The 23,425-nt window shown below is 72.6% G+C and carries 19 protein-coding genes; 8 read left to right on the top strand and 11 right to left on the bottom strand.

From position 1 onward, the window contains the following. Together E1292_RS39000 and E1292_RS38995 are read right to left on the bottom strand one after the other, a co-directional pair. Window positions 1-2,511: ATP-binding protein (locus E1292_RS39000; RefSeq protein ID WP_132603384.1), on the bottom strand; the 2,511-nt coding region annotated here is incomplete at its 3' end. A gap of 57 nt (window positions 2,512-2,568) precedes the next feature. Continuing rightward, window positions 2,569-3,765, bottom strand: a complete 1,197-nt coding sequence (locus E1292_RS38995; protein ID WP_132603381.1) for a cytochrome P450 — start codon at window positions 3,763-3,765, stop codon at window positions 2,569-2,571. Window positions 3,766-4,036: 271 nt separating this feature from the next. Here E1292_RS38995 and E1292_RS38990 point away from each other — a divergent pair, with 271 nt between their 5' ends. Further along, window positions 4,037-4,690 carry a maleylpyruvate isomerase family mycothiol-dependent enzyme gene (locus tag E1292_RS38990; RefSeq protein ID WP_132603378.1) on the top strand — a complete coding sequence of 218 codons (654 nt, stop codon included), beginning with the start codon at window positions 4,037-4,039 and terminating at the stop codon, window positions 4,688-4,690. 27 nt (window positions 4,691-4,717) lie between these two features. Here the strand turns inward: E1292_RS38990 and E1292_RS38985 are convergent, their stop codons facing one another. Continuing rightward, on the bottom strand, window positions 4,718-5,641 hold the full coding sequence (locus tag E1292_RS38985; RefSeq protein ID WP_132603375.1) for an AEC family transporter: 924 nt from the start codon (window positions 5,639-5,641) through the stop codon (window positions 4,718-4,720). A gap of 84 nt (window positions 5,642-5,725) precedes the next feature. Between E1292_RS38985 and E1292_RS38980 the strand changes: the two genes are divergently transcribed. Beyond that, window positions 5,726-6,685 carry an NAD-dependent epimerase/dehydratase family protein gene (locus E1292_RS38980; RefSeq protein WP_132603372.1) on the top strand — a complete coding sequence of 320 codons (960 nt, stop codon included), beginning with the start codon at window positions 5,726-5,728 and terminating at the stop codon, window positions 6,683-6,685. Window positions 6,686-6,689: 4 nt separating this feature from the next. Here E1292_RS38980 and E1292_RS38975 read toward each other — a convergent pair whose 3' ends face one another. From E1292_RS38975 to E1292_RS38955, 5 genes are read right to left on the bottom strand one after another with little or no spacing between them, the layout of a single operon-like run. Continuing rightward, window positions 6,690-7,961 carry an ABC transporter substrate-binding protein gene (locus E1292_RS38975; RefSeq protein ID WP_132603369.1) on the bottom strand — a complete coding sequence of 424 codons (1,272 nt, stop codon included), beginning with the start codon at window positions 7,959-7,961 and terminating at the stop codon, window positions 6,690-6,692. A gap of 5 nt (window positions 7,962-7,966) precedes the next feature. Then, a complete protein-coding gene (locus E1292_RS38970; protein WP_132603366.1) occupies window positions 7,967-9,001 on the bottom strand; it encodes a branched-chain amino acid ABC transporter permease in 1,035 nt (344 codons plus the stop codon). Beyond that, window positions 8,998-9,879 carry a branched-chain amino acid ABC transporter permease gene (locus tag E1292_RS38965; RefSeq protein ID WP_132603363.1) on the bottom strand — a complete coding sequence of 294 codons (882 nt, stop codon included), beginning with the start codon at window positions 9,877-9,879 and terminating at the stop codon, window positions 8,998-9,000. Before E1292_RS38965 ends, E1292_RS38970 begins: the two co-directional genes overlap by 4 nt. Before the next feature lie 3 nt (window positions 9,880-9,882). After that, complete coding sequence (locus E1292_RS38960; RefSeq protein ID WP_132603360.1) at window positions 9,883-10,599, bottom strand: ABC transporter ATP-binding protein; 717 nt, start codon at window positions 10,597-10,599, stop codon at window positions 9,883-9,885. Continuing rightward, entirely contained in the window at window positions 10,596-11,354 is a 759-nt protein-coding gene (locus tag E1292_RS38955; protein ID WP_132603357.1) for an ABC transporter ATP-binding protein, read from the bottom strand. The genes E1292_RS38960 and E1292_RS38955 overlap by 4 nt, the downstream gene beginning before the upstream one ends. Before the next feature lie 178 nt (window positions 11,355-11,532). Here E1292_RS38955 and E1292_RS38950 point away from each other — a divergent pair, with 178 nt between their 5' ends. Next, on the top strand, window positions 11,533-12,903 hold the full coding sequence (locus E1292_RS38950) for a PucR family transcriptional regulator (protein WP_132603354.1): 1,371 nt from the start codon (window positions 11,533-11,535) through the stop codon (window positions 12,901-12,903). Continuing rightward, window positions 12,890-14,371, top strand: coding sequence for a long-chain-fatty-acid--CoA ligase (locus E1292_RS38945; protein WP_132603352.1), 1,482 nt, complete (start codon window positions 12,890-12,892; stop codon window positions 14,369-14,371). Before E1292_RS38950 ends, E1292_RS38945 begins: the two co-directional genes overlap by 14 nt. Here the strand turns inward: E1292_RS38945 and E1292_RS38940 are convergent. Next, entirely contained in the window at window positions 14,360-16,732 is a 2,373-nt protein-coding gene (locus E1292_RS38940) for a glycoside hydrolase family 2 protein (protein ID WP_132603349.1), read from the bottom strand. The genes E1292_RS38945 and E1292_RS38940 overlap by 12 nt on opposite strands. A 186-nt stretch (window positions 16,733-16,918) precedes the next feature. Here E1292_RS38940 and E1292_RS38935 point away from each other — a divergent pair, with 186 nt between their 5' ends. Together E1292_RS38935 and E1292_RS38930 are read left to right on the top strand one after the other, a co-directional pair. Next, a complete protein-coding gene (locus E1292_RS38935; protein WP_132603346.1) occupies window positions 16,919-17,956 on the top strand; it encodes a LacI family DNA-binding transcriptional regulator in 1,038 nt (345 codons plus the stop codon). Window positions 17,957-18,046: 90 nt separating this feature from the next. Further along, window positions 18,047-19,063 (top strand): LacI family DNA-binding transcriptional regulator, encoded by a 1,017-nt coding sequence (locus E1292_RS38930; protein ID WP_220447276.1) that lies wholly within the window; start codon window positions 18,047-18,049, stop codon window positions 19,061-19,063. A gap of 18 nt (window positions 19,064-19,081) precedes the next feature. On the opposite strand, the gene E1292_RS38925 is transcribed toward E1292_RS38930, so the two are convergent. Together E1292_RS38925 and E1292_RS38920 are read right to left on the bottom strand one after the other, a co-directional pair. After that, complete coding sequence (locus E1292_RS38925) at window positions 19,082-19,798, bottom strand: hypothetical protein (RefSeq protein ID WP_132603340.1); 717 nt, start codon at window positions 19,796-19,798, stop codon at window positions 19,082-19,084. Window positions 19,799-20,021: 223 nt separating this feature from the next. Further along, window positions 20,022-20,600, bottom strand: coding sequence for a TetR/AcrR family transcriptional regulator (locus E1292_RS38920; RefSeq protein WP_132603338.1), 579 nt, complete (start codon window positions 20,598-20,600; stop codon window positions 20,022-20,024). Window positions 20,601-20,693: 93 nt separating this feature from the next. Here E1292_RS38920 and E1292_RS38915 point away from each other — a divergent pair, with 93 nt between their 5' ends. Together E1292_RS38915 and E1292_RS38910 are read left to right on the top strand one after the other, a co-directional pair. Continuing rightward, complete coding sequence (locus E1292_RS38915) at window positions 20,694-22,262, top strand: MDR family MFS transporter (RefSeq protein WP_500690528.1); 1,569 nt, start codon at window positions 20,694-20,696, stop codon at window positions 22,260-22,262. Between the two features lie 75 nt (window positions 22,263-22,337). After that, window positions 22,338-23,425, top strand: a 1,088-nt coding sequence (locus E1292_RS38910) for an AfsR/SARP family transcriptional regulator (protein ID WP_181958358.1), incomplete at its 3' end; no start/stop codon positions are given.

The raw sequence follows: 23,425 nt of genomic DNA, 5'->3' as shown, positions 1-23,425 counted from the left end.
GGCGTGGTGCATGCCCAGCTCGGCGGCCTCCTCGCGCACCGCGTCGAGCAGGTCGCGAGCCGTGCCGGCGTCGCCGGGCGCGGCCCTCGCCAGGAGGGTCTCGGCCAGGTGGGCGCGGGCGAGGATGGACCATGGCCGCGCCCGCATCAGGTCGGCGGAGCGCCATGCTGCCGTGAACCCCTCGACGGCGGCGCCCCACCGCCCCTCCGCGGCGTCGACCATGGCCAGCCAGAGATCGTAGGGCCCGCTGATGTCCCAGCCGAACAGCGACACGGCCCATCGCCCCCTGTGCGGCTCCAGCGCGGCCCTGGCCTGCGCGCACAGCGCGGGATCGCAGGTGGCCGCGGCGATCTGCGCCTGGAAGCGCAGCCACAGCGGCCTGGCCATGCGCTGGCGCGGCTCGCCGTCGGCGTAGTGGCGAAGCGCCAGGTCGAGGTCGCCGGCCTGCAGGGCGGTCAGCGCCTCCAGCACCGCGACGCACGGGTGCTCGCCGCCTCTGAGGTCGCGGAGCACGCGCTGCTGCTCCGCGACGCGGCCCTGCAGCGACAGGAGCGCCCAGAGGTGGTGGTTGAGCATGGACGCGAAGTGCTCGTGGTGGGACACCGCCCGGATCTCGGGCAGCAGCGCCTCGGCTTCGGCGAAGCGGCCGGCGAGGGCCGCGATGATGGCGGTGTCGATGTCGGCGGTCATGGCGAGGTTGGACTGCCCGCTGCGCCGGCTCCGCGCGGCGTAGTCGTGGAAATGGTCGAGGTAGCGGGGGTCGCCCTGCTCGATCATGGCGACCCAGCGCAGCGCGGTGGCGAAGTGCTCGAGCTCGGGGTCGTTGGTGCGCCGGGCCACGCCGATCAGCTCGCCGGTCAGCGCCACCCGCTCTCCCGCCGTGCCGGGGCCCCAGATGATGTCGTGCTGGGCCCACAGGCTGAACGTCAGCGCCTCGTCGTCGCCGCCCTGCCTGGCGTGGGAGGCGAGGTGGAAGACCAGGTCGAGGGCGAGCCGCTCGTCGGGGACCGAGCCGCCGACGAGCCTGGCGTGTGCCGCTCTGAGCAGGTCGAGGGCCTGGTCGAGGCCGTAGTGGGAGTGGAACGTGAGCGCGACGCGGGCGGGCAGCTCGGGGTCGTCGAGGTCGCGGGCGAGGGCGGCGGCCTCGTCGAAGAGCCGCCGGGCCGCGTCGCGCTCGCCGAGGTGGGCGAGCTCTTTGCCCAGGTCGAGGGCGATCATGGTGCGCCTGCGCGGATCGGCCGCGGCGCTCAGGTCATAGGCCCGGCGCAGGTGGCCGAGCTGCTCCTCGCCCGCCAGCCGGCTCCTCGCGTCGCGGGCGGCGGCGAGCGTGAGGTCGATCGCCCGCTCCGCGTCGACGCGGTCGCCGGCGAGCCAGGCGTGCCTCGCCCGGTCGCTCGGGAGCAGCCTGCCCGCCAGGCCGGGCGCGCCGTCGAGGGCGGCGACGACCGCGCCGTGCAGGTCGCGCGGGTCTTCGAGCGAGTCGTAGAGCGTCTCGCGCACCAGGTCGTGGGCGAACGCGAACACGCCGCCGCCCTTGGTCACCACGAGCCTGGCCACGACGGCCAGCTCCAGCAGCCGGTCAATGTGGGCCACGGGGGCGGCGGCGACGGCGGCGAGCACCTGGCGGTGGAACTCGTTACCGAGCACGGCCGCGGCGGGCAGCAGCTCGGACACGGGCCGGGGCAGCAGCGACAGCCGGCGCAGCAGCGCGTCGCGCACGCCTGGCGCGACGGCGCCGACCGAGCCGCCGCTGCGCCACAGCCGGGCGGTCTGCTCGATGAAGAACGGGTTGCCGCCGGTGCGCAGGTGGACCTCCGCGGCGAGGTCGGCCGGCGGCTCGTGGCCGGCGGTGCGGGCCATGAGCGACTGGACACCCGCCAGGTCGAGCCCGGTCAGCGTGATGGTGGTGGCCCTGGCGACGAGCGGCGACAGCAGGTCGCGCAGCGGATGGTCGACCGGCTCGACCTCGGCGTCGCGGTAGGTGCCGATCAGCAGCAGCCGCTCGAACCACGTCTGCTGCGCCGCGAACTCCAGCAGCCGCAGCGAGGCCGGGTCGGCCACGTGGAGGTCGTCGATGACGATCACCACAGGGCGCCGCTGGGTCAGCGCGACCAGGGCGGAGGTGACCGCGTCGTAGAGCCGGAAGCCGTCAGGGGTCTCGCTGCCCGGCGCCTCGCCGAGCAGCGCGGCCAGGCTGCCGCCGGCGGCCTCCTCGGCCGCCGCCCACTCCTGCGGCTCGGCGACCCGCCGCAGCGCCCTGATGACCTGGACCCACGGCCAGTAGCCGGGCGCGCTCGCGGAATCCCAGCAGGCGCCGCCGACGACCAGCGCCCCCTGGCGTCTGGCCTCGCCCGCCGCGCTGGTGACGAGCGTGGTCTTGCCGATGCCCGCCTCGCCGGTGACCAGCACCAGGCCGCCGTGGCTGCCGATCGCCCTGGAGATCTCGGCACGCAGCAGCGCGGCGGGGTGCTCCCTGCCGATCAGCTCGTGCGCCGTGACGTCCTGGGACATGACGCTTGCACGGTATCCGGCCGGGCCGACATTTTCCTATGGCCGGTGAAGGGCCGCCTACCAGGTGACCTCCAGCGCAGTCATGCCGTACACGACGCTGAAGGAGCGGAAGTTCGTGCCCGAGTCGGCGACGCGCAGCTCGGGGAAGCGCTGGAGCAGGGCGGGGAAGGCGATGCGCATCTCCATGCGGGCCAGCGGGGCGCCGAGGCAGTGGTGCACGCCGTGGCCGAAGGCGAGGTGGCCGGGGGCGCCGCGCGTGATGTCGAACGTGTCGGCGTCGGACATGAGCTCGGGGTCGCGGTTGGCGGCGGGCAGCGAGCAGATCACCAGCTGGCCCGGCCCGATGGTCTGGCCGCCGATCCGGACCTCGGTCGTCGTGATCTTGGTGGTCCCGGAGTGCACGATGCTGAGCCAGCGCAGCAGCTCCTCGACGGCGGCGTCGATGCGCTCGGGCTCCTTGCGCAGCAGCTCGAGCTGATCGGGATGGCGCAGCAGGGCGAGCGTGCCGAGGGAGAGCATGTTGGAGGTGGTCTCGTGCCCGGCGAACAGCAGCAGGCCGCCGATGCCGACGAGCTCGTCGGTCGTCAGGTCGTCGGGGTGCTCGCGGACCAGCATGCCGAGCAGTTCGTCGCCGGGGTCGGCCTGGATGCGGGCGACCAGCTGCTCCATGTAGGCGCGCTGCTCGAACTGCATGCGCAGCCGCTCCTCGCCCGGCACCGTCATGTCCAGCATCCTGCTGGTGCGGTGCTGGAAGGTCTCGCGGTCCTCGTACGGGACGCCGAGCAGCTCGCAGATCACCAGCGACGGGATCGGCAGCGCGAACGACGACACCAGGTCGGCGGGCGCGCCGGCGGCCTCCATGGCGTCGAGGTGGTCGTCCACGATGCGCTTGATCCGCGGTTCGAGCCGGCGCATGCGGCGGATGGTGAACTCGGCGGTGAGCATCCTGCGCAGCCGGGTGTGCTCGGGCGGGTCGACGCCGAGCAGGTTGCCCGCGCGCACCTTGGCCCGCTGCTCCTCGGTCATCTTCGGCGAGCCGGGCAGCCGTGCGATGCCCTGCGGGGCGATCTTGAACCGCTCGGAGTCGCCCAGCACCTCGCGTACGTCCGCGTAGCGGGTCACGAGCCAGGCTTCGTCGCCGAACGTCGTCGTGATGCGCTTGACCCGCTCGTCGTCGCGCGCGGCCGTCAGCTCCGGCGCGGGATCGAACTCCACCCGCCGCATGTGCAGCGGAACCGTCGAGGACTCGCCCATGAAACCCCCTGGATAGTCGCGGTATCGCGAGAACCGTAACAACCCCCGCGGGCGCCCTCCAGAGCGATCTTACGCATATACGTAAATGTTCTCCCCACGTCCGGCGGTGAAATATGTGTTTCACACCTAAGATCCCTTTTGCCCTCAAGTGACGGTCAGGCGATGGCCGATGTTTTTCCTGGTAAGCGATGATTCGTCCGCGTCCCGGAATCTTCCCTCCGTACGAGCCGGTCTCCGGCTGAGCCGCACCCATGACAGGAGAGCACCGCAGATGACAGAGCACGTCCGTCCGCAGGGCAAAGACGTCTGGCCGCTGATCCACGCCGAGCGGGCGGCCCTCGCGGCGGACCTGGCGGATCTGACCGACGAGCAGTGGGCGACGCCGTCGTTGTGTGCCGGGCTGACCGTGCGCGAGGTGCTCGCCCATCTCACGTCCGGGGCGAGCCTCACGGCCCTGCGGTGGCTGGCGGGCGTGATCCGCTGCAGGTTCGACTTCGACAAGCAGGTGGCCATGCGGCTGGCCGAGCACCTGGGCGCGACCCCGAAGGACACGCTCGACGGCTTCCGGCGCGCCGTCACGAGCACGACCTCGCCGCCGCTCCCCGCCATCGCGATGCTCGGCGAGACGGTCGTGCACGGGGAGGACATCCGGCGGCCGCTGGGCATCCGCCGCGACCACCCGATCGGTACGCTCACCCCCCTCGCGCGCTACTACCAGGGCTCCGATCTCGTCGTGCTCGCCAAGGGGCGGATCGGCGGCCTGCGGCTGGCCGCGACCGACGGTCCCTTCGCGACCGGCTCGGGCCCGCTCGTCTCCGGCACCACGCTGGCGCTGGTGATGGCGATGACCGGCCGCGGCGCCCACTGCGACGAACTCGACGGCGACGGCGTCGCGACCCTGCGCGAGCGCTGCGGCCCCGCGTGAGCCCGCGCCCGGGTGACCGTGGACGGGTCAGCCCAGCGCCGCGCCGATCGCCGTCATGATCGGGATGGACAGCCCCGTGGTCAGCAGCACGGCGCTGCGGGCGAGCCGCCGCCCGGTGTCGTACGTGACCGCGTACACGTAGATGTTCTGCGCCGTGGGCAGCGCGGCGAACAGGGTGGCCGCCAGCAGGTCACCGCCCTCCAGCCCGAGGGCGAGGCGGGCGGTCAGGTAGGCGATGCCCGGCTGGACGAACGCCTTGAGCAGGATCACCAGGAAGACCTCCTTCCCGACGCCGCCGCCCTCGGGGGCCGCGGGCGCGCGCTGGGAGCCGTACAGGCTGAGGCCGTAGGCGAGCAGCGCGACGGGCACGGCCGCGCCGCCGAGCAGCTCGATCGGGCGCATGAAGGTGACCGGCAGCGAGGTCCCGGTCAGCGCGAACGCCAGCCCGAGCAGCGAGGCGACGGTGAGGGGGTTGCGCAGCGGGAGCAGCAGCACCGCCCGGGCCGACCTGGCCCCCTTGTCGAGGACGAGGAAGGAGACCGGGGTGAGCACGAGGATCTGGAAGAGCAGGATGGGCGCGACGAGCGCGCCGTCGCCGAGCACGTAGATCGAGATGGGGATGCCCAGGTTTCCCGCGTTGACGTAGGACGCGGCGAGCGCGCCGATCGTCGACTCGCGCCGGTCCCTGCGCCAGACCGCCCGCGCCACCAGCACGTACGCGAGCTGCACGCATGCCACGGCGACGATCTGGGTCAGCAGCACCGGCGAGAACAGCGAGCCCAGATCCGCCCGCGACACGGTGACGAACATCAGCGCGGGCGTGGCCACGAAGAACGCCAGCCGCGACAGGACCAGTTCGTCGCTGGCCCGCAGGAGCCCGCCCCAGCCGACGAGGTAACCGAGCACGGCAACGGACACCAGAGCGACGAACGCCGCGACAACCCCCGACAAGCCTTAACCTCCGAAACTGGACATCAGGAGAGTATCCGGACCGCTCCCGGCAATGGTGACCGGCCGGAGGTCTACGCTGTGCGCATGCGCGTAGTGGTGATCGGCGGCAGCGGGCACATCGGCACATATCTCATTCCCCGGCTCGTCGACGCGGGCCACGACGTGGTCGCCGTGAGCCGGGGCAAACGGGAGCCCTACACGCCGCACGCCGCCTGGCGGCGGGTCGAGCAGGTCACCGCCGACCGGACGGCGGAGGAGGCCGACGGCTCGTTCGGAGGGCGCGTCGCGGAGCTCGGCGGCGACGTCGTCATCGACCTGATCTGCTTCACGGAGGCGAGCGCCAGGCACCTCGCGCAGGCGCTGGCCGGGCGGGTGCGGCAGTTCCTGCACTGCGGGACGATCTGGGTGCACGGCCCCAGCACGCGGGTGCCGACGACCGAGGACCGGCCGCGCCGGCCGATCGCCGAGTACGGCCGGCAGAAGGCCGCCATCGAGGCCTATCTGCTCGACCGTGCGCACCGTGACGGTTTCCCCGCCACGGTCATCCATCCCGGCCACATCACCGGACCGGGATGGGTGCCGGTCAACCCGGCGGGCAACGTCAACCCGGCCGTCTTCCAGACGCTGGCCGACGGCGGCGAGCTGGCGCTGCCCAACCTGGGCATGGAGACCGTCCAGCACGTGCACGCCGACGACGTGGCGCGGCTGTTCATGGACGCCATGGCGAGCCCTGCCGCCGCCAGGGGCGAGAGCTTCCACTCCGTGGCCGCCACCGCCGTGACGTTGCGCGGCTACGCCGAGGCGGTGGCGGGCTGGTTCGGGCGGGAGGCGCGCCTGACGTACCTTCCGTGGGAGCAGTGGCGCGGCACGGTGACGGAGGACGACGCCCGGGTGACGTACGACCACATCGCGCACAGCCCGCACTGCAGCATGGAGAAGGCCGCGCGGCTGCTGGGCCATCGGCCCCGCCACACCGCGCTCGAGGCCGTCTCCGAGGCGGTCGACCGGCTGGTCGCGGCGGGCAGGATCGTCGCCGCGACCTGACGGGTCAGCTGGTCAAGGGCCCGAACTCCTTGCGCGTGTCGATCACCTCGCCGAACAGCTCCCACCGCTCGCCCTTGAACTCCATGAGCTGCATCGACTCGATCGGGAACCCGTCGCCCTGCGCGGTGTTCATCGTCACGCCGGGCAGCAGCATGTCGACCGCGATCCCCTTCATGTTGCGCACGGAGTCACGCAGCCCCTCGCGGGTCGGGCAGGCGGCCGCCTCCATGGCCTTGTGAAAGCTGCTGGCCACGGCCCAGCCGAAGGTGTGGTACGGCACGTTCGGGTCGGCGGCCGGCGCGTACTGCTCCATCTTCTGCTTGTAGAGCTTCATCTCCGCGTCGTCCTGCCACGTCGGGTCGTTCGGGTCCTTGTAGTACGTGCTGGACACGACGCCCTGGACGTTCTCGAAGCCGACGGGCTTGAGCACGGTGATCGAGGCGGCGACGTTGTTGACGATGTGCAGCGGGTTCCACTTGGTGTTCTTGGCGTCGGCGGCCAGCGCCTGCGAGCCGAACTTGGGCGTCGTGACGTTCAGGAACACGTCGGCCTTCGACTGGGCGAGGTTGCGCATCTGCGGGTCGACGCTCGGGTCGGTCACCTCGTAGCTCTGCTCGGCCACGACCTTGACCTGGGTGCCCTCGATGGCCCGCTTGAAGCCGCCGAGCAGGTCCTCGCCGAAGTCGTCGTTCTGGTAGAGGACGGCGACCTTGGCGTCCGGCTTCTCCTGCTTGAGGTATTGGGCGTAGACGCGGGCCTCGGAGATGTAGTTGGGCTGCCAGCCGATGGTCCACGGGTGCTGGGTGTCGGCGCCCCACTTGGACGCGCCCGTGGCGACGAAGATCTGCGGCACCTTGCGCTGGTTGGCGTAGTCCCAGGTCGCCGTGGTCGACGGCGTGCCGAGCGTCTGGAACAGGGCGAACACCTGCTCCTGCTCGACCAGCCTGCGGGCCTCCTCGACGGCCTTCGGCGGCTGGTAGCCGTCGTCGCGGACGACGAACTCGACCTTGCGCCCGCCGATGCCGTTCTTCTCGGCGTTGATGTAGTCGAAATACGCCTTGATGCCCTTGGGGATGTCCCCGTAGGCGGAGGCGGGGCCGGACAGCGGGTAGATGCCGCCCAGCTTGATGCTCGTGTCGGTGATGCCGGTCGTCTGCTGCCCCTGGCACTGGCCGCCCGACGTGGCCGTGCCGGTGGCACCGCCCTGGTCCCGTCCCCCGCATGCGGCGACGGCGAGCACGAGCAGCGCCGTACAGCCGATCGCAGATACTCGCATCCCTCTTACTCCTTCCGGGGAATCTTCCTGATCAAGCGCCCGGCCAGCCCGGCCAGCCCCGTCGGGGCGACGTACATCACCGCGATGATCAGCAGGCCGAAGATGACGCCGGGCGCGGCGTCGTTGATGTCCTGCGCGAGGCCGGGCACGAACATCACGAACAAGCCCCCGAGCACGGGCCCCGACAGCGAGCCGAGCCCGCCGACGACCAGGCCGGCCAGCAGCGTGATCGACAGGTTGACGGTGAACGAGTCGGGCGAGACGAACCCGATCACCCACGTGTAGACGCAGCCGGCCGTCCCGGCGAACATGGCGCTCCAGGCGAAGGCGAGCGTCTTGTGGACCGACAGCCGCACGCCCATGACCTCGGCCGCGCCCTCGTTGTCCCTGATGGCGTGCAGCGCCCGGCCGACGCGCGAGCGCAGCAGGCCGGCGCAGAGCAGGAACGCGGCGACGGCGACGGCCAGGGTGAGGAAGTACAGCCACTGGTCCTCGGCCAGCCCGCTCCACGCGGGCGGCGCGGGCTTGGCGAGGGTCAGCCCCATCGAGCCGCCGGTCAGGTCCTCGAACCGTTTGAGCAGGGGGACGAGGAAGATCGCGATGGCGAGCGTCACGAGCGCCAGATAGAGGCCGCGCAGCCGCATGGCCGGCACCCCGAACGCCAGGCCGAGCAGGAACGCCGCCCCGGCCGCGACGGGCAGGGTCAGCGGGTACGGCAGGGCCCAGTGTTCGAGCAGGATGGCGGCGGTGTACGCGCCGACGGCGAAGAACGCGCCGTGGCCGAGCGAGATCTGCCCGGCGTGTCCGACCAGCAGGTTCAGCCCGAGCAGCGCTACCGCGTAGATCAGCACCATCGTGAGCTGGAAGACGTGGAACGGCACCAGCTGGAACGGCGCGTAGCAGGCGGCCGCGGCGAGCAGCGCGGCCGCGCCCCACCGCCAGCGCGCCGACCGCCACCACTCCGCGGGCGGCGGCGCGGGAGGCGGGGGCGGCGCCGCGGTCCGCGCCTGGGCCGCGTTCGTCTCCGTGGGATTGCTCATGCCCGCTCCACCACCGCTCGCCCGAACAGGCCCTGGGGCCGCAGCAGCAGGACGCCGAGGATGATCACCAGCGGCACGCCCACCTTGAGGTCGGATCCGATGAACCCGACGTACGCCCCGGCGAGCGTCTCCGCGACGCCGACGATCAGACCGCCCGCGACCGCGCCCATCGGGCTGTCGAACCCGCCGAGCGTCGCCGCCGCGAACGCGTAGATGAGGACGCCGCCCATCATGTTGGGCTCGAGGAACAGCAGCGGCGCCACGAGCACCCCCGACACCGCGCCGACGGTCGAGGCGAGCCCCCACCCGAGCGCGAGCGTCCAGCCCACCCGGATGCCGACCAGCCGCGCGGACTCGGGGTTGGTGGCCACCGCCCGCATCCCCAGCCCGATCTTGGTGTGCCGGAAGAGCACGTACAGCAGCCCCATGACGACGCCCACGACGGCCAGCACGCCGAGCGTGGAGAAGCTCACGCTGATCCCGCCCGCCTCCAGCGCGCCGGCGGGGAACGGGTTCGGGAAGTCCTTGATGAGGAACGTCCAGATCCATCCGGCGGCGGCGTTGACGAAGATGAACAGTCCCACGGTGACGATCACCAGGGTCAGTTCGGGTGCGCCCTCGACGGGCCGGATGATCACCCGTTCGATGAGCATCCCGCCCGCGAACGACACCGCCAGCGTGGTCACCAGCGCCAGCCAGAACGGCAGCCCGGCGGCCGTGAGCTGCCAGGCGATGTAGGTGGAGAACATGGCCAGCTCGCCCTGGGCGAAGTTCACGATGCCGGTGAACTGGTAGATCAGCACGAGGGCCAGCGCCAGGCTGGCGTAGATGGCGCCCGCGCCGAGCCCCTGGACGAGCTGTTGCAGGAATCCGGCCATCGGCTACACCCGGTACCCGAGGTAGGACTGCGCGACCTGCTCGTCGGCCCTGATCTCCTCGGCCGTGCCCGACAGGACGATCCGCCCGGTCTCCAGGACGTGCGCCTGCTGGGCGATGCCGAGGGCGAGATGGGCGTTCTGCTCGACGACGACCACGGTGGTTCGCTCCTCTGCGTTGATGGCCTGGACGATGCGGAACAACTCCCGGGTGACCAGCGGGGCCAGGCCGAGCGACGGCTCGTCGAGCAGCAGCAGCCGGGGGCGCGACATCAGGGCCCGGCCGATGGCCAGCATCTGCTGCTCGCCCCCGCTGAGGCTGCCCGCGGCCTGCTTGAGCCGGGTCTTCAGCACCGGGAAATAGGTGTGGATGCGGTCGAGGTCGGCCTCCACGTCGGCCCCGCGCCTGCGGACGTAGGCCCCGAGCCGCAGGTTCTCCTCGACGGTGAGCGGCATGAACGTGCCGCGCCCTTCGGGGACGTGGGCGATGCCCTGCCGGGCGAGCGTGTCGGGCGAGCGCCCGGTCAGGTCGGCGCCGCCCAGCGTGACCGTGCCGCGCGCCCTGATCATGCCGGACAGCGCCCGGAGCAGCGTGGTCTTGCCCGCGCCGTTGGGCCCGAGTATCGCGCAGATCTCCCCTTGGCCGACGGTCAGGCTCACGCCGTGCAGCACGCGGGCGTCGCCGTATCCGGCCGTCAGCTCCTCCACCACCAGATCCGTCATGGCGCCGTCCCCAGGTAGGCCTCGATGACGCCGGGATCCCGCTGCACCTCGGCGGGCGGCCCTTCGGCGATCTTGCGGCCGAAGTCCAGGCAGACGATCCGCTCGCAGATCCCCATGACGAACCCCATGTGGTGCTCGACCACGATGACGGTCAGGTCGTGTTCGGCGCGGAGCGCGTTCAGCGTGGTCGCGAACTCCTCGACCTCGGCCGCGTTGAGGCCGTTCACCGGCTCGTCGAGGAGCAGCAGCCGGGGCCGGCCGACGAGCGCGCGGGCCAGCTCGACCCGCTTGAGCGTGCCGAACGGCAGCCCGGTCGCCGGATGCCCGGCGACCCCGGTCAGGCCGAGCCGCTCCAGCACCCCGTCCGCGTCGGCGAGCAGCGTGCGCTCCTCGCGGCGCACGCCCGGCAGGCGCAGCCCGGCCGACAGGAAGCCGGCCCGGCCCCGGTGGTGCGCGCCGACGAGCACGTTGTCGCGTACGGACAGGCGCGGGAACAGGCCCAGGTTCTGGAACGTCCTGGCGATGCCGAGCCCGGCGATCGCGTGCGGGGCCACGGCCGTCAGGTCGCCGCCCTCGTACGTGATCGTCCCCGAGCCGGGGGCGTACCGCCGGGTCAGGCAGTTGAACAGGGTGGTCTTGCCGGCGCCGTTCGGCCCGATGAGCCCCACCATCTCGCCGCGCCCCACGTCGAAGCCCACGCCGTCCAGCGCCGTGATGCCCCCGAAGCGAACGGTAAGATCGTGTACCTCCAGCATCCGGCCTCCTGGAGAACAATGTTCTGAAGTTGGGCTCAGCGTAGGATCCGGCCGTGAAGGGCCGCATTGGGCACGGTGACCCAAGATGTCTCAGGCGAGTTGTCCTCTGAGCACAGCGTGGGTCTCATACCGGTTACGACCCGTTGACCGCCCGCCGATGGCCATGGATCATCCCGGCATGTCCAGTGGTTCCAGCACGGAAACGCTCACTGGTGCGGAGGCGGTCCGCGCACAACGCGCGCGCATCCTTTCCGAACTGCTCGGCGACCTCCAGTCCCTGGCCGCCGCCGCGGTCGCCACCATGCGGGACGAGATCCCCGCCTACGCGGCGCAGGGCCCCGACTTCCACGCGGACGTGCGCGACCAGGTGGTCAAGCACTACCGCGCCAAGCTGGCCGTGCTGCTGGAGGAGCGCACGGTCACGTTCGAGGACATCGCCTTCACCCGGCGGGCGGCGATGCGCCGGGCCAGGGCGGGGGTGGCGCTGGCCGACTACATCAACGCGTTCCGGGTCGGGCAGCAGGTGTTCTGGCAGTCGGTGGTCGACCGGGCCGGGCACACGCCGGCCGGGCGCGAGGCGGCGCTGTCGCTGGCTTCCCCGCTGATGCGTTACTGCGACTTCGCCAGCACGCACGCGGCTAACGCGTACATGGAGTTCCAGCAGTACGCCGCCGCCGAGGCGGTCCGCGAGAGCCGTGACCTGCTGGAGACGCTGCTGGTGGGCGGCGTGCCGACGCGGGGCAGGGAGCTGGCCGCGGCGCAGGCGCACGGCCTGGCGGCGCACACGCCGCTGCTCGTCGTGATCGCGGTGCTGGTCGGGTCGCCGTCGGCGGTGACGACGGGCCCCGACCGGGGCGCCGACGCGCGCCACGCGGCCTGCGCGGCGATCGCCAGGACCGGCGGCAACGGCACCCGTACGCTGTCGGTCGTGCGCCAGTCGGAGATCGTGGCGATCCCCGTGCTCGGCCCCGGCGCCGATCCTGGAGGGTTGTGCGACCGGCTGCAGGAGGTGCTGGAGAGCCTGGCGGCCGAGGGCATCAGGCTGGCCATGGGCATCAGCACCGTGGCGGCGGGCCCTGCGCAGATCCCGCAGGCCTACCAGGAGGCCAGGGCGGTGCTGGACTTCGTGCCGGAGGAGGGCGGCGTGGCCGCGCTGCCGCGGATCACGCCGTTCCAGTATCTGGCGCTGAAGGCCGACGACACCGCCCGTCACCTGGTCGATCCGCGCATCACGGCGCTGCTGTCGGAGGACCGCGCGCGCGGCGGCGTGCTCACGGCCACGATCAGGGCGTTCGCCGCCGCCGACCTCAACCTGCGGGCCGCGGCCGAGCGGTTACAGATCCATCCCAACACCGCCCAATACCGCATGCGCCGGATCCAGGAGCGCACGGGACGGAGCCTGCGCTCCATCAACGATCTCGTCGACCTGCTCGTCGCGATCGCTCTCCAGGACTCTTTGCCGACCAATTCCGGCCGGGAAAGACTGGCCACCGCGACCAATGAGGGGCGTGGGAGAGCGGACGTACGGTCTTTCCATGAACCTCGCTGACCGGCTCCTCACCGCCGCCGAGCGGCTCGGTGGCAGAGCGGTTCTCACGCTGGACGAGGCGGAGCTCACCTATGGAGCGCTCGGAGAGCTGAGCGCCCGGCTCGCGGGGCTGTTGCGCTGCCGCGGGATCGGTCCCGGCGACCGGGTCGCGATCATGTTGCCGAACGTGCCCGAGTTCGGCGTGGTCTACTACGGGGTCCTGCGGGTCGGGGCCGTGGTGGTGCCGCTCGACCCGCTGCTGAAGCGGCGGGAGATCGCGGCTTACCTGGGCGACTGCGGGGCGCGGCTGCTGATCGCCTGGCACGCGTTCGCGGAGACGGCGGAGGCGGGGTCGGCGGGCACGAAGGCCGACTGCTTCTTCGTCGTCCCCGAGGAGTTCCGCAGGCTGCTGCGCCAGGTGGCGCCCGACCGCGACGTCGCCGCCACGCGGGACGACGACACCGCGGTCATCCACTACACCTCCGGCACCACCGGGCGGCCGAAGGGCATCGAGCTCTCCCACGCGAACCTGGCGGGCAACGCCGCGACCGTGGCCCGCATGCACGCGCTCGGCGTGGACGACGTGGTGCTCGGAGCGCTGCCGCTCTACCACACGTTCGGCCAGACCTGCTCGCTCAACGCGACCGTGCAGGCGGGCGCGCGGCTGACGCTGCTGCGCCGCTTCGAGGCGGGACGCGCGCTGGAGGTCATCAGGCGCGACGGCGTGACGGTCTTCCAGGGCGTGCCGACCATGTTCATCGCGCTGCTCGACCACCCGGGCGCCTCCGACCTGTCGATGTTGCGGGTCTGCGCGTCCGGCGGGGCGGCGCTGCCACTGGACGTGCTGCGGGCCTACGAGGCGCGGTTCGGCTGCGAAATCATCGAGGGGTACGGCCTCAGCGAGACCTCCCCGGTGGCCGCGACGAACCGCGGCGGCCACCACCGCAGGCCCGGCTCGATCGGCTGGCCCATCAGGGACGTCGAGATGAAGATCGTCGACGAGGACGGCGCCGAGACCCCGCCGGGCGAGATCGGCGAGGTCGTCGTCCGGGGCCCCAACGTGATGAAGGGCTACTGGAACGACCCCGCCGGCACGGCCGAGGCCATCCGCGACGGCTGGTTCCACACCGGCGACCTCGGCCGGGTCGACGAGGACGGCTACTTCTTCCTGGTCGACCGCCGCCGCGACGTGATCATCCGCGGCGGCTACACGGTCTACCCGCGCGAGGTCGAAGAGGTCCTGTACGAGCACCCTGCCGTGCGCCAGGCGGCCGTGTACGGCGTGCCGCACCCGGAGCTCGGCGAGGAGATCGAGGCGGCGGTCGCCCTGCGCGCACCGGTGACCCGCGAGGAACTGCGCGACTTCGTGAAGGAACGGGTGGCCGCCTACAAATACCCCCGGCGGTTGTCGTTCGTGGACGAGCTGCCGTTGAGCCCCACGGGCAAGATCCTCAAGCGCGCGCTCACCCGCACCCCGCTAGGCCGATGAAGGACGCGGCTCGTTGACGCAGCGCAGCACCGGATAGGAGGTCAGCGCCGCCGGGTCCAGGTCGCGTTCGGTGGTGACGTGGAAGGTGACGCTCTCCCCCGGCAGGAGCGTGACCAGCTGGTCGTCCACGGCCGCCGCCGGGTCGAGCCGGTCGGGGAAGAGCGCCAGCTCGCGCAGGATGGTCGCGGCGGTGACGGTGACCGCCACGCCGCCCGGCTCCGGCTCGACCGTGGCGGTGAACTCGGCCGGCGGGTAGCCGGCGGCCGGATCCTCGGCGAACACGAAAACGGCGCGCTCGCCGCCGAGCTCCGCGGTGAGCAGCCCGGCGGCCGGGTCCTCGGGCGGTGTGACGCGCAGCGTGGCGCGAGGGGGCACCGCGACGGGCACGGCGACGGGCTCCCCGCGCGCCGCGAGCACCCTTCCCGCCAGGTCGCGCAGGGCCAGCCCCAGCGTGCCCGCCCACTCCTCGTCGGTGTCGTTGACCAGCACGATCTCGCCGTCCCGCCGGGTGATGAGCCGGTCGGCGTAGGCGCGGCGCAGGGCGTACCAGAGGGGCTTCCTGCGGCCCGCGCCGTCCACGGCGGCCCAGGACGTCACCGGCCAGCAGTCGTTGAGCTGCCACACCACGGTGCCCATGCAGTACGGCATGAGCGAGCGGAACCGCTCGATCCCGAACGCCATCGCGCGGGCCTGGTTGAGCTGCGTGTAATAGTGCCAGTCGTCGAAGTTGGCGGGCCGCGGCAGGTGGTCGCCGAGCCCGGACAGCAGCTTGGCGTTGCCGTCGACCGCCTTCTGGTGGTGCATGACGCCGGCCGAGCCGGGCGCGAGCGGCTCGTCGGAGACGGCGGCCCGCAGCGTGGCGTAGGCGGGCGGGCCCTGGTAGCCGAACTCGGCCACGAACCGCGGCCTGTAGGAGGCGTAGTGCGTGTAGTCGCGGCCCTGCCCCCACACGGTCCAGATGTGCACGGTGCCGGTCGAGGGGTCGCGCACGTCGCGGTCGGGCGTACCCGAGTAGGGGCTGCCCGGCCAGTACGGCCGCGTCGGGTCGAGCTCGGCCACGATGCCGGGCAGCAGGTCGTAGTAGAACCCGGCGCCCCAGCTCCGGCCGGCCAGCGGCTCGTGCCAGTCCCAGTGCTGGTGGCCCTCGATGTTCTCGTTGTTGCCGCACCACAACACCAGGCTGGGATGGGCGGCCAGCCTGGCGACGTTCTCCCGCGCCTCGGCCTCGACCTCGGAGCGGAACGGCTCCTCCTCGGGGTAGGCCGAGCAGGCGAACGTGAAGTCCTGCCAGACGAGCAGGCCCATGCGGTCGGCCAGGGTGTAGAAGTCCTCCGACTCGTAGACGCCGCCGCCCCACACCCGCAGCGCGTTGGCGCCGGTGGCGGCGGCCTGGTCGAAGCGCTCCGCGAGGCTCTCCATGGTCGTCCTGGCGGGGAAGCAGTCGTCGGGGATCCAGTTGAAGCCGCGCACGAAAACCGGCCGGCCGTTGACGATCAGGCGGAAGGCGTCCTCGTCGAGCTCGACCGTGCGGAAGCCGATCTCGCGCCGCCACCGGTCGGAGCCGGCGCGCACGGTGAGCGGGTAGAGGGGCTGGGCGCCGTGGCCGCGCGGCCACCACCGTTCGGCGCCGGGCACGTCGAGGCGGAGCACGGCCTGGCTCTCGCCCTGGGCCAGCTTGGCCTCGGCGCGCACGCCCGCCACGTCGGCGGTGACGGTGACCGGCGCGTCGCCGGTGCGGTCGACGCGTACGTGCACGTCCACGCCGTCGCCGCGCACGAGCGGGCGGACCTCGGCCAGGCGCGCGCCGGACCAGCAGTGCAGGCCGACGGGCCGCCAGATGCCGCTGGTCACCAGCGTGGGCCCCCAGTCCCAGCCGAAGTTGCAGGCCATCTTCCTGATGAACGCGTACGGCTCGTCATAGGGCCCTGGACGCTCGCCGTGCCGCGCGCGCTGCTCCTCGGCGTAGGCGTAGGGGGCGCGGAAGGACACCTGGAGCGTGTTGGCGCCGTCGCGCAGCAGGTCGCGCACGGCGAACCGGTAGGACCTGTGCATGTTGGCGGTGGCGCCGACCTCGTGGCCGTTGAGGCGTACGGTGGCGATCGTGTCGAGCCCTTCGCACACCAGGTCGGCCCGCTCGTGACCGCCGTCGCTCCAGTCGAAGGACGTCTCGTAGACCCAGTCCGTACGCCCGATCCAGCCCAGCCGCGTCTCGTTGTCGTCGAGGTAGGGGTCGTCGATCAGGCCCGCGGCGAGCAGGTCGATGTGCACGCTGCCCGGCACGGTTGCCGGCAGGGCGGCGGTTCCCACCGGGGAGTCGCCGTCCGGGCGGAGGGTCCAGCCGTCGTGCAGCGGACGGTACACGTGTTCTCCTGACGCTGGGAACTAAACCGAGTAAGCGAGCCAGACTCTACGTGGGCCCTCGATGACCGTCAACGCCGTCTCCCTCCATCTGCGGGGTGGCGATCCGGTCCGCTCATCACCCGCGACAGCAGGCCGCCCGGCCCGTACGATCGGTGAACCGTGAAAGTCACCCCCGGGAGGCCAGCCGTGAAGCGACCGACCATCGCGGACATCGCCAAGGAGGCGGGCGTGTCCAAGGGGGCCGTCTCCTACGCGCTGAACGGGCAGCCGGGCGTCTCGCCGCAGACCCGGCAGCGCATCCTGGCCATCGCCGACCGGCTCGGGTTCCGCGCCAACAGCGCCGCCCGCGCCCTCGCCGGCGCCTCCGCGAAGGTCGTGGGCCTGGCCCTGCCGCGCCCGCCGGCCACGCTCGGGGTCGAGCCGTTCTTCATGGAGCTGATCAGCGGCCTGGAGGCGGAGCTGTCCACCCGCTCCTACGCGCTGTTGCTCCAGATGGTGGCGCACCAGGAGGAGGAGATCGGCTTCTACCGCCGCTGGTGGAGCGAGAGCCGGGTCGGCGGCGTGCTCGTCTGCGACGTGCGGGTGCACGACGAGCGGGTGAGCGCGCTGCGCGAGCTGGGCCTGCCCGCCGTGGTCATCGGCCCGCCGTCGGCCGCGGGCGGGCTGGCCAGCATCTGGTCCGACGACGGGGTGTCCATGGTGGAGGCCGTGGAATATCTGGCTGCGCTCGGCCACCGCAGGATCGCGCGGGTCAGCGGCATCTCCGAGCTGGCGCACACCGCGATCCGCACCGAGGCGTTCGCCGGCGTCTGCGCGCGGCTCGGGGTGAGCGCGGTGACCGTGCCGACCGACTACAGCGCCGAGCACGGCGCCGAGGTCACCAGGCGGCTCCTCGGCGCGGACGACCGGCCCACCGCGCTGATCTACGACAACGACATCATGGCCATCGCGGGCCTGACCGTCGCCCAGGAGCTGGGTCTGACGGTGCCCGCCGACCTGTCCATCGTGGCCTGGGACGACTCGCCCATCTGCCACCTGCTGCACCCGCCGCTGACCGCGCTCACCCGCGACATCGGCGCCTACGGCGTGCACGCGGCCCGGCTGCTGCTGGCCGCCATGGACGACTCCGGCGCCGACGAAGGCACCGGCGACAGGCCCGGCGACGTGCACGACGAGCCGGCCCACCTCACTCCCCGGGGCAGCACCGCACCACCATCCCATTGACGGCGGGCCGCCCCGGGGCGGCACCGCGCCACCGTCCCGCTGACGGCGGGCCGCCCCTACCATGTCGGTAGACCAGCGGGTGGAGGTTTGATGGGGCGGCAGGCGACCATGAGCGACATCGCCCGCCGCGCCGGAGTCTCCCGGGTGGCCGTCTCCTACGCCATCAACGGCCGTCCCGGAGTGTCCGAGGCCGTGCGCGAGCGCATCCTGCGCATCGCCGCCGAGATCGGCTTCAACCCCAGCGTCCCCGCGCAGGCCCTGCACGGCGCGGCGGCGCACGCCATCGGGCTGACGGTGTCGCGCCCGTCCCCCGGCCTGTCCGTCGAGACCTTCCACCGCCGGCTCATCAGCGGCATCCAGGCCGAGCTGGCGGGCCGCGGGTTCGGGCTCGTGCTGCAGTTCGTCACCGGCCACGACGACGAGCTGGACGTCTACCGCCGCTGGCACGGTGAGCGCCGCGTCGACGGCGTCATCGTCTCCGACCTCACCCTCGACGACCCGCGCCCGGGCGCCCTGGCGTCCATGGGCCTGCCCTCCGTGATCCTCGGCGAGCCGAGCGGCCCCGACGGGCTGACGCACCTCTGGTCCGATCCGGCCGCCGGCGCCGAGCTGGTCGCCGGCCACCTCGCCGCGCTCGGCCACCGGCGGGTGGCGCGGGTGTGCGGGCCCGCCGGCCTGCTGCCCGCCGCGCGCCGGGCCGGGCTCTTCGCCGCCGCCTGCGAGCGGGCGGGCATGGCCTGCACGCTCATCCCCACCGACCGCACCGGCGAGGCGGGCGCGCAGGTGACCAGGCGCGTGCTCAGCTCGACGCCGCGGCCGACGGCCATCGTCTACGACAACGACGTGATGGCGGTCGCCGGGCTGAGCGTGGCCGGCGAGATGGGCCTGGCCGTGCCGGGCGAGCTGTCCCTCGTCGCGGGCGACGACTTCCCGCTCTGCCAGGCCGTACGGCCGGCGCTCACCGTGCTGAGCCGCGACGTGGACGCGCTCGGCGCGCAGGCCGTACGCCTGCTGTTCGAGCTGCTCGACGGCGGCGAGCCGCGCCACGTGCCGGCGCCGGCGACCGGGCTCGTGACGCGCGGCAGCACCGGCCCCGCCCCGCCCTGACCCTTGGCGTGGGGGTGCTCAGCCGTACATCCCGAGGACGTACGCGCCCGGCACCAGCGCGACGGTGAGGGCGACGGCCCACCATCGGGGAGCCGGCCCGTCCTTCAGCACGCCGACGCCGAGGGGCACCAGGGCGACGGCGAGCCCGGCCAGGGCGGCCAGCGAGATCGGATCGCTGGCGCCCTTCAGCACGCCCAGCGGCAGCGCGTGCCCGAGCGCCAGCGCGACGCAGCTGACGACGCCGTACGCGCCGGAGCCGAACGCCTTGGAACGGTGGGCGCCGACGGCGAGCACGATCCAGCCGGCCACGATGCAGACGCTGACCGCCTTGAAGACGTGGAACGCGCCGTACGTGTCCGCGATCGCCCGCTGCGCCGCCTCCAGCCCGAGCTCGTCCACCATCTGGAAGGCCAGGTGGCTCACTCCGGCGTGGAAGACCCGCCCGAACAGCCCGAGGACGACCAGCGTGGCCCCCCACCGGGCCCAGCCCGGGTGCGTGGCGGCGATCCGCCCGGCCAGCGCGGTGGCCGCCGGCCACAGCAGCACCACGCCGGCGGTGGACAGGGCGTAGGACACGGCCATCCGCCCCGGATCGGCGGCGTGGGCGGCGAGCTGGCCGGGGAAGAAGTCGTCCTCGCCGATCCGGGTGAGCGCTCCCGCGATGAGCAGCAGCGGCCCGAGCACCGCCCCTGTGCCCTCCACCCAGCGGCCGGGAACCATCCGTGTGATCGTCATGCCGACCAGTGAATCGGCGGCGCGGCCCGCGCACACGGGCGCTCGGGCGAGAACCGGTGGTGGTGCCCGCACTAGTCCCTTCGGTACGTGAGGCGGGTGACGCCGGGCGCCTCGACGGCGCGTACCCGCTCGAGTCGCACGCCCGCGCCCCGAGGTCGTCGAGGAGTGGGGAGCCGCGGCCGAGCAACGCGCGATGGCCCGCGGCGCTCTCCCTCCCTGGCGATCAGGTGAAGGGCCGGGCGATCTGGTCGAGGGTTTCGTTCATCACGTCGATGAGCATGCGGGACTCCTGCTCCTCGCTCCACAGGTTCGCGGCGACGCGCAGCCCCACCAGGAAGGCCGCCGCCATCACGCGGGGCGACATGCCGCTGTCCCGCTCGGCGAGCGCGTCCGACAGGTCGCGTTCGAGGGCGGCGTGGTTGGCGAGCTGGCGGGCCAGCAGCGACGGGTGTTGCCGGGCCAGCCGGGTGCGCTGCGCCCACTCCCGCTCGGGCTCGCCCATCTCCTGGTAGAGCTCCTCGGTCGCGCCACGCAGCGCCGGCCAGGCCCGGAGGGCGGGCGGCTGGGCGCGGACCTTCCGTACGAGGGTGCGGAAACGCTGCTCCTCCCCGTAGAGCACCGCGTCTTCCTTGCCCGCGAAGTAGTTGGAGAAGGTGCGGCGCGAGATGTTGGCCGCGTCAGCGATCGACTCGACGGTGACGTGGTCGAGCCCGTGCTCGACCACGAGCCGCAGCGCGGCCTCGTGCACGGCCTGCCGCGTCGCGGCCTTCTTGCGCTCGCGCAGCCCCACCGTGGTCTCCATGATGCGCTCACTCTACCGGCCGGGAATATATGCTCAATGAGAAAAGTTGCTCACTCGGCATCTATTTACCCGAGACCTTAGGGGAGGTCGCGCGTGAGCGCACCCACGGCTCCGGCTCCGGAACCGATGACGCACCGGCAGATCATGGAGGCCCTCAGCGGGCTGCTGCTCGTGTTGTTCGTCGCCATGATCAGCGCAACGATCGTGTCGGTGGCGCTGCCGCAGATCGTCGGCGCGCTCAAGGGCACCCAGTCGCAGTACACGTGGGTCGTGACCGCGTCGCTGCTCGCGTCCACGGCGTCCACGCCGATCTGGGGGAAGCTCGCCGACCTGTTCAGCAAGAAGCTGCTGCTCCAAGCCTCCATCGTGATCTTCATGGTCAGCTCACTGGCCTGCGGATTCGCCCAGGACACCGCCCAGCTGATCGCCTTCCGCGCGCTCCAGGGCCTGGGCATGGGCGCCCTCCAGGTGCTGGTGCAGGTCGTGATCGCGGCGATGATCAGCCCGAGGGACCGCGGCAAGTACAACGGCTACCTCGGCGGCGTCATGGCCGTCGCCACCGTGGCCGGACCGCTGCTCGGCGGCCTGATCGCCGACACCTCCTGGCTGGGCTGGCGGTGGTGCTTCTTCATCGCCGTGCCGTTCACCGTGATCGCCTTCTTCATGCTGCACAAGACGCTGCACGTCGTCTCCGTACGCCGCCCCGACGTCAAGATCGATTACGTGGGCGCCACCCTGATCGCCGCCGGCGTCAGCGTCCTGCTCATCTGGGTCACCTTCGTGGACAACTCGTTCGCGTGGCTCTCCTGGCAGACCGCCGCGATGGCCGGCGGCGGCGTGCTGCTGCTGGTCGCGGCCACCTGGGTCGAGTCGGTGGTCAAGGAGCCGGTCGTGCCGCTGCACGTCGTACGCCGGCGCACCCCCGCGCTGGCCATCGTCGCCAGCCTCGCGGTCGGCATGGCCATGTTCGGCGGCTCGGTCTTCCTCGGCCAGTATTTCCAGACCGGCCGCGGATACAGCCCGACCGAGGCGGGCCTGCTCACGATCCCGATGATGCTCGGCGTGCTGGTCTCCTCGACCATCAGCGGGCGCATGGTGTCCAGGAGCGGCAACGTCAAGCCGTACATCGTGGTCGGCTCGATCGTGCTCACCGGCGGATTCGTCGTGCTGTCCACGATCGACCACCAGACCCCGCTGCTCCTCATCGCCGCCGCGATGGTGCTGGTCGGCGCCGGGGTCGGCATGTCGATGCAGAACCTCGTCCTGGCGATCCAGAACACCGTCCCCCTCAGCGAGCTGGGGGCGGCTAGCGGCGCGATCACGTTCTTCCGCTCGCTCGGCGGCACCATCGGCGTGTCCGTGCTCGGCGCCGTCCTGGCCAACCGGGTCATGGCCGGCATCAACGAGGGCCTGGTCAAGGCGGGCATCGACCCGGCCAAGGCAGCCGGCGGGACGAGCACGCTCGACGTCCAGGCGCTGCCCGAGCCGTTCAGAACCATCGTGAGCACCGCTTACGGCGACGCCACCGGCCACATCTTCCTGTTCTCGGCGGCCATCGCCGTGGTCGGCGTGATCGCCGCCCTCCTCCTCAAGCCGGTCAAGCTCCGCGACAGCCTCGACCTGCCGGCCCCCGAGCAGCCGAAGGAGCCCGTCGCGCGGTAGGCACGCGCGTACGTGCTCGCGGGTCGCGCGGTGGCGGTGGCCCGGCCGGCCAGGCGAGGGGAGACAATCGGACTCGTGCGGTTCGGCATCCTGGGCCCGCTCGTGGTGCGTGCGCCGGACGGCGGCGAGGTCGCCGCCGGCGGTCCCCGCTCCCGTGCCCTGCTCGCGCTGCTGCTGCTCGACGCGGGCCGGCTCGTCAGCGTCGAGCGCCTCATCGACGGCCAGTACGGCGACCGGCCGCCCGCCGGCGCCGCCAACGCCGTCCAGGCGCAGGTCTCCCGCCTCAGGCGACGCCTGCCTGCCGGGCTGATCGAGTTCCACGGGTCCGGCTACCGGCTGGCGATCTCGCCCGACGACGTGGACGCCCACCGCTTCGAACGGCTCTCCAGGGAAGGACGGCGGCTGCTGGCCGCGGGCAGGCCATCCCCGGCCGCCGGCGTGCTCGGGGAGGCGCTGGACCTGTGGCGGGGACCGGCTCTGGCCGACGTGGCCGGCGCGCCGTTCGCCGCCCCTCAGGCGCTGCGGCTGGAGGAGCTGCGGCTCGCCGCCACGGAGGACCTGCTGGAGGCTGAGCTGGCCCTGCCCGAGGGCAACCCGGTGGCCGCGCTGCGCGAGCTCGTCACCGCACACCCGCTGCGCGAGCGGCCGCGCGGGCTGCTGATGCGGGCCCTGCACGCGGCCGGCCGGCAGGCGGAGGCGCTGGCGGTGTTCGACGACGTACGGCGGCTGCTGGCCCGCGAGCTGGGCGCTGATCCGTCACCCGAGCTGGCGGCTCTCCACCTGGAGATCCTGCGCGGGGAGCGGCACCGGGAGCGCACGGCACGCACCGGCCCGCCCGCGCAGCTGACCAGCTTCGTCGGGCGCGAGGACGAGCTGGCACGGCTGGCGGCCCTGCGCGCCACCCGCCTGGTCACCATCGTCGGCCCCGGCGGCACCGGCAAGACCCGCCTGGCCATCGAGGCGGCCACCCGCCGCACCGGCGACGTCTGCTTCGCCGACCTCTCCCTCGCGGACGTCCCGTCCCCCGCCCACGGCGAACCCACGGGCGTCCGGCGCGCGGGCCCGGAAACCCACCACGAGGTTTCGAGGGCGGGAACCCGTCACGAGGGCGCGCGGACTCATCACCAGAGGGTGGAGGCCCGTTACGGGGGTGGGGACGGGCG

This window comes from Nonomuraea deserti (genome assembly GCF_004348685.1).
Lineage (GTDB): Bacteria > Actinomycetota > Actinomycetes > Streptosporangiales > Streptosporangiaceae > Nonomuraea > Nonomuraea deserti.
Note: the sequence above shows the minus strand (reverse complement) of the source record. Positions and strands in the feature narration are given on the sequence as shown.

Coding starts and splice junctions, on each gene's coding strand:
- E1292_RS38995 (WP_132603381.1), bottom strand. CDS start 3,765: ATGGGCGAGTCCTCGACGGTTCCGCTGCACATGCGGCGGGTGGAGTTC.
- E1292_RS38990 (WP_132603378.1), top strand. CDS start 4,037: ATGACAGAGCACGTCCGTCCGCAGGGCAAAGACGTCTGGCCGCTGATC.
- E1292_RS38980 (WP_132603372.1), top strand. CDS start 5,726: ATGCGCGTAGTGGTGATCGGCGGCAGCGGGCACATCGGCACATATCTC.
- E1292_RS38975 (WP_132603369.1), bottom strand. CDS start 7,961: ATGCGAGTATCTGCGATCGGCTGTACGGCGCTGCTCGTGCTCGCCGTC.
- E1292_RS38970 (WP_132603366.1), bottom strand. CDS start 9,001: ATGAGCAATCCCACGGAGACGAACGCGGCCCAGGCGCGGACCGCGGCG.
- E1292_RS38965 (WP_132603363.1), bottom strand. CDS start 9,879: ATGGCCGGATTCCTGCAACAGCTCGTCCAGGGGCTCGGCGCGGGCGCC.
- E1292_RS38960 (WP_132603360.1), bottom strand. CDS start 10,599: ATGACGGATCTGGTGGTGGAGGAGCTGACGGCCGGATACGGCGACGCC.
- E1292_RS38955 (WP_132603357.1), bottom strand. CDS start 11,354: ATGCTGGAGGTACACGATCTTACCGTTCGCTTCGGGGGCATCACGGCG.
- E1292_RS38950 (WP_132603354.1), top strand. CDS start 11,533: ATGTCCAGTGGTTCCAGCACGGAAACGCTCACTGGTGCGGAGGCGGTC.
- E1292_RS38945 (WP_132603352.1), top strand. CDS start 12,890: ATGAACCTCGCTGACCGGCTCCTCACCGCCGCCGAGCGGCTCGGTGGC.
- E1292_RS38930 (WP_220447276.1), top strand. CDS start 18,047: ATGGGGCGGCAGGCGACCATGAGCGACATCGCCCGCCGCGCCGGAGTC.
- E1292_RS38925 (WP_132603340.1), bottom strand. CDS start 19,798: ATGACGATCACACGGATGGTTCCCGGCCGCTGGGTGGAGGGCACAGGG.
- E1292_RS38920 (WP_132603338.1), bottom strand. CDS start 20,600: ATGGAGACCACGGTGGGGCTGCGCGAGCGCAAGAAGGCCGCGACGCGG.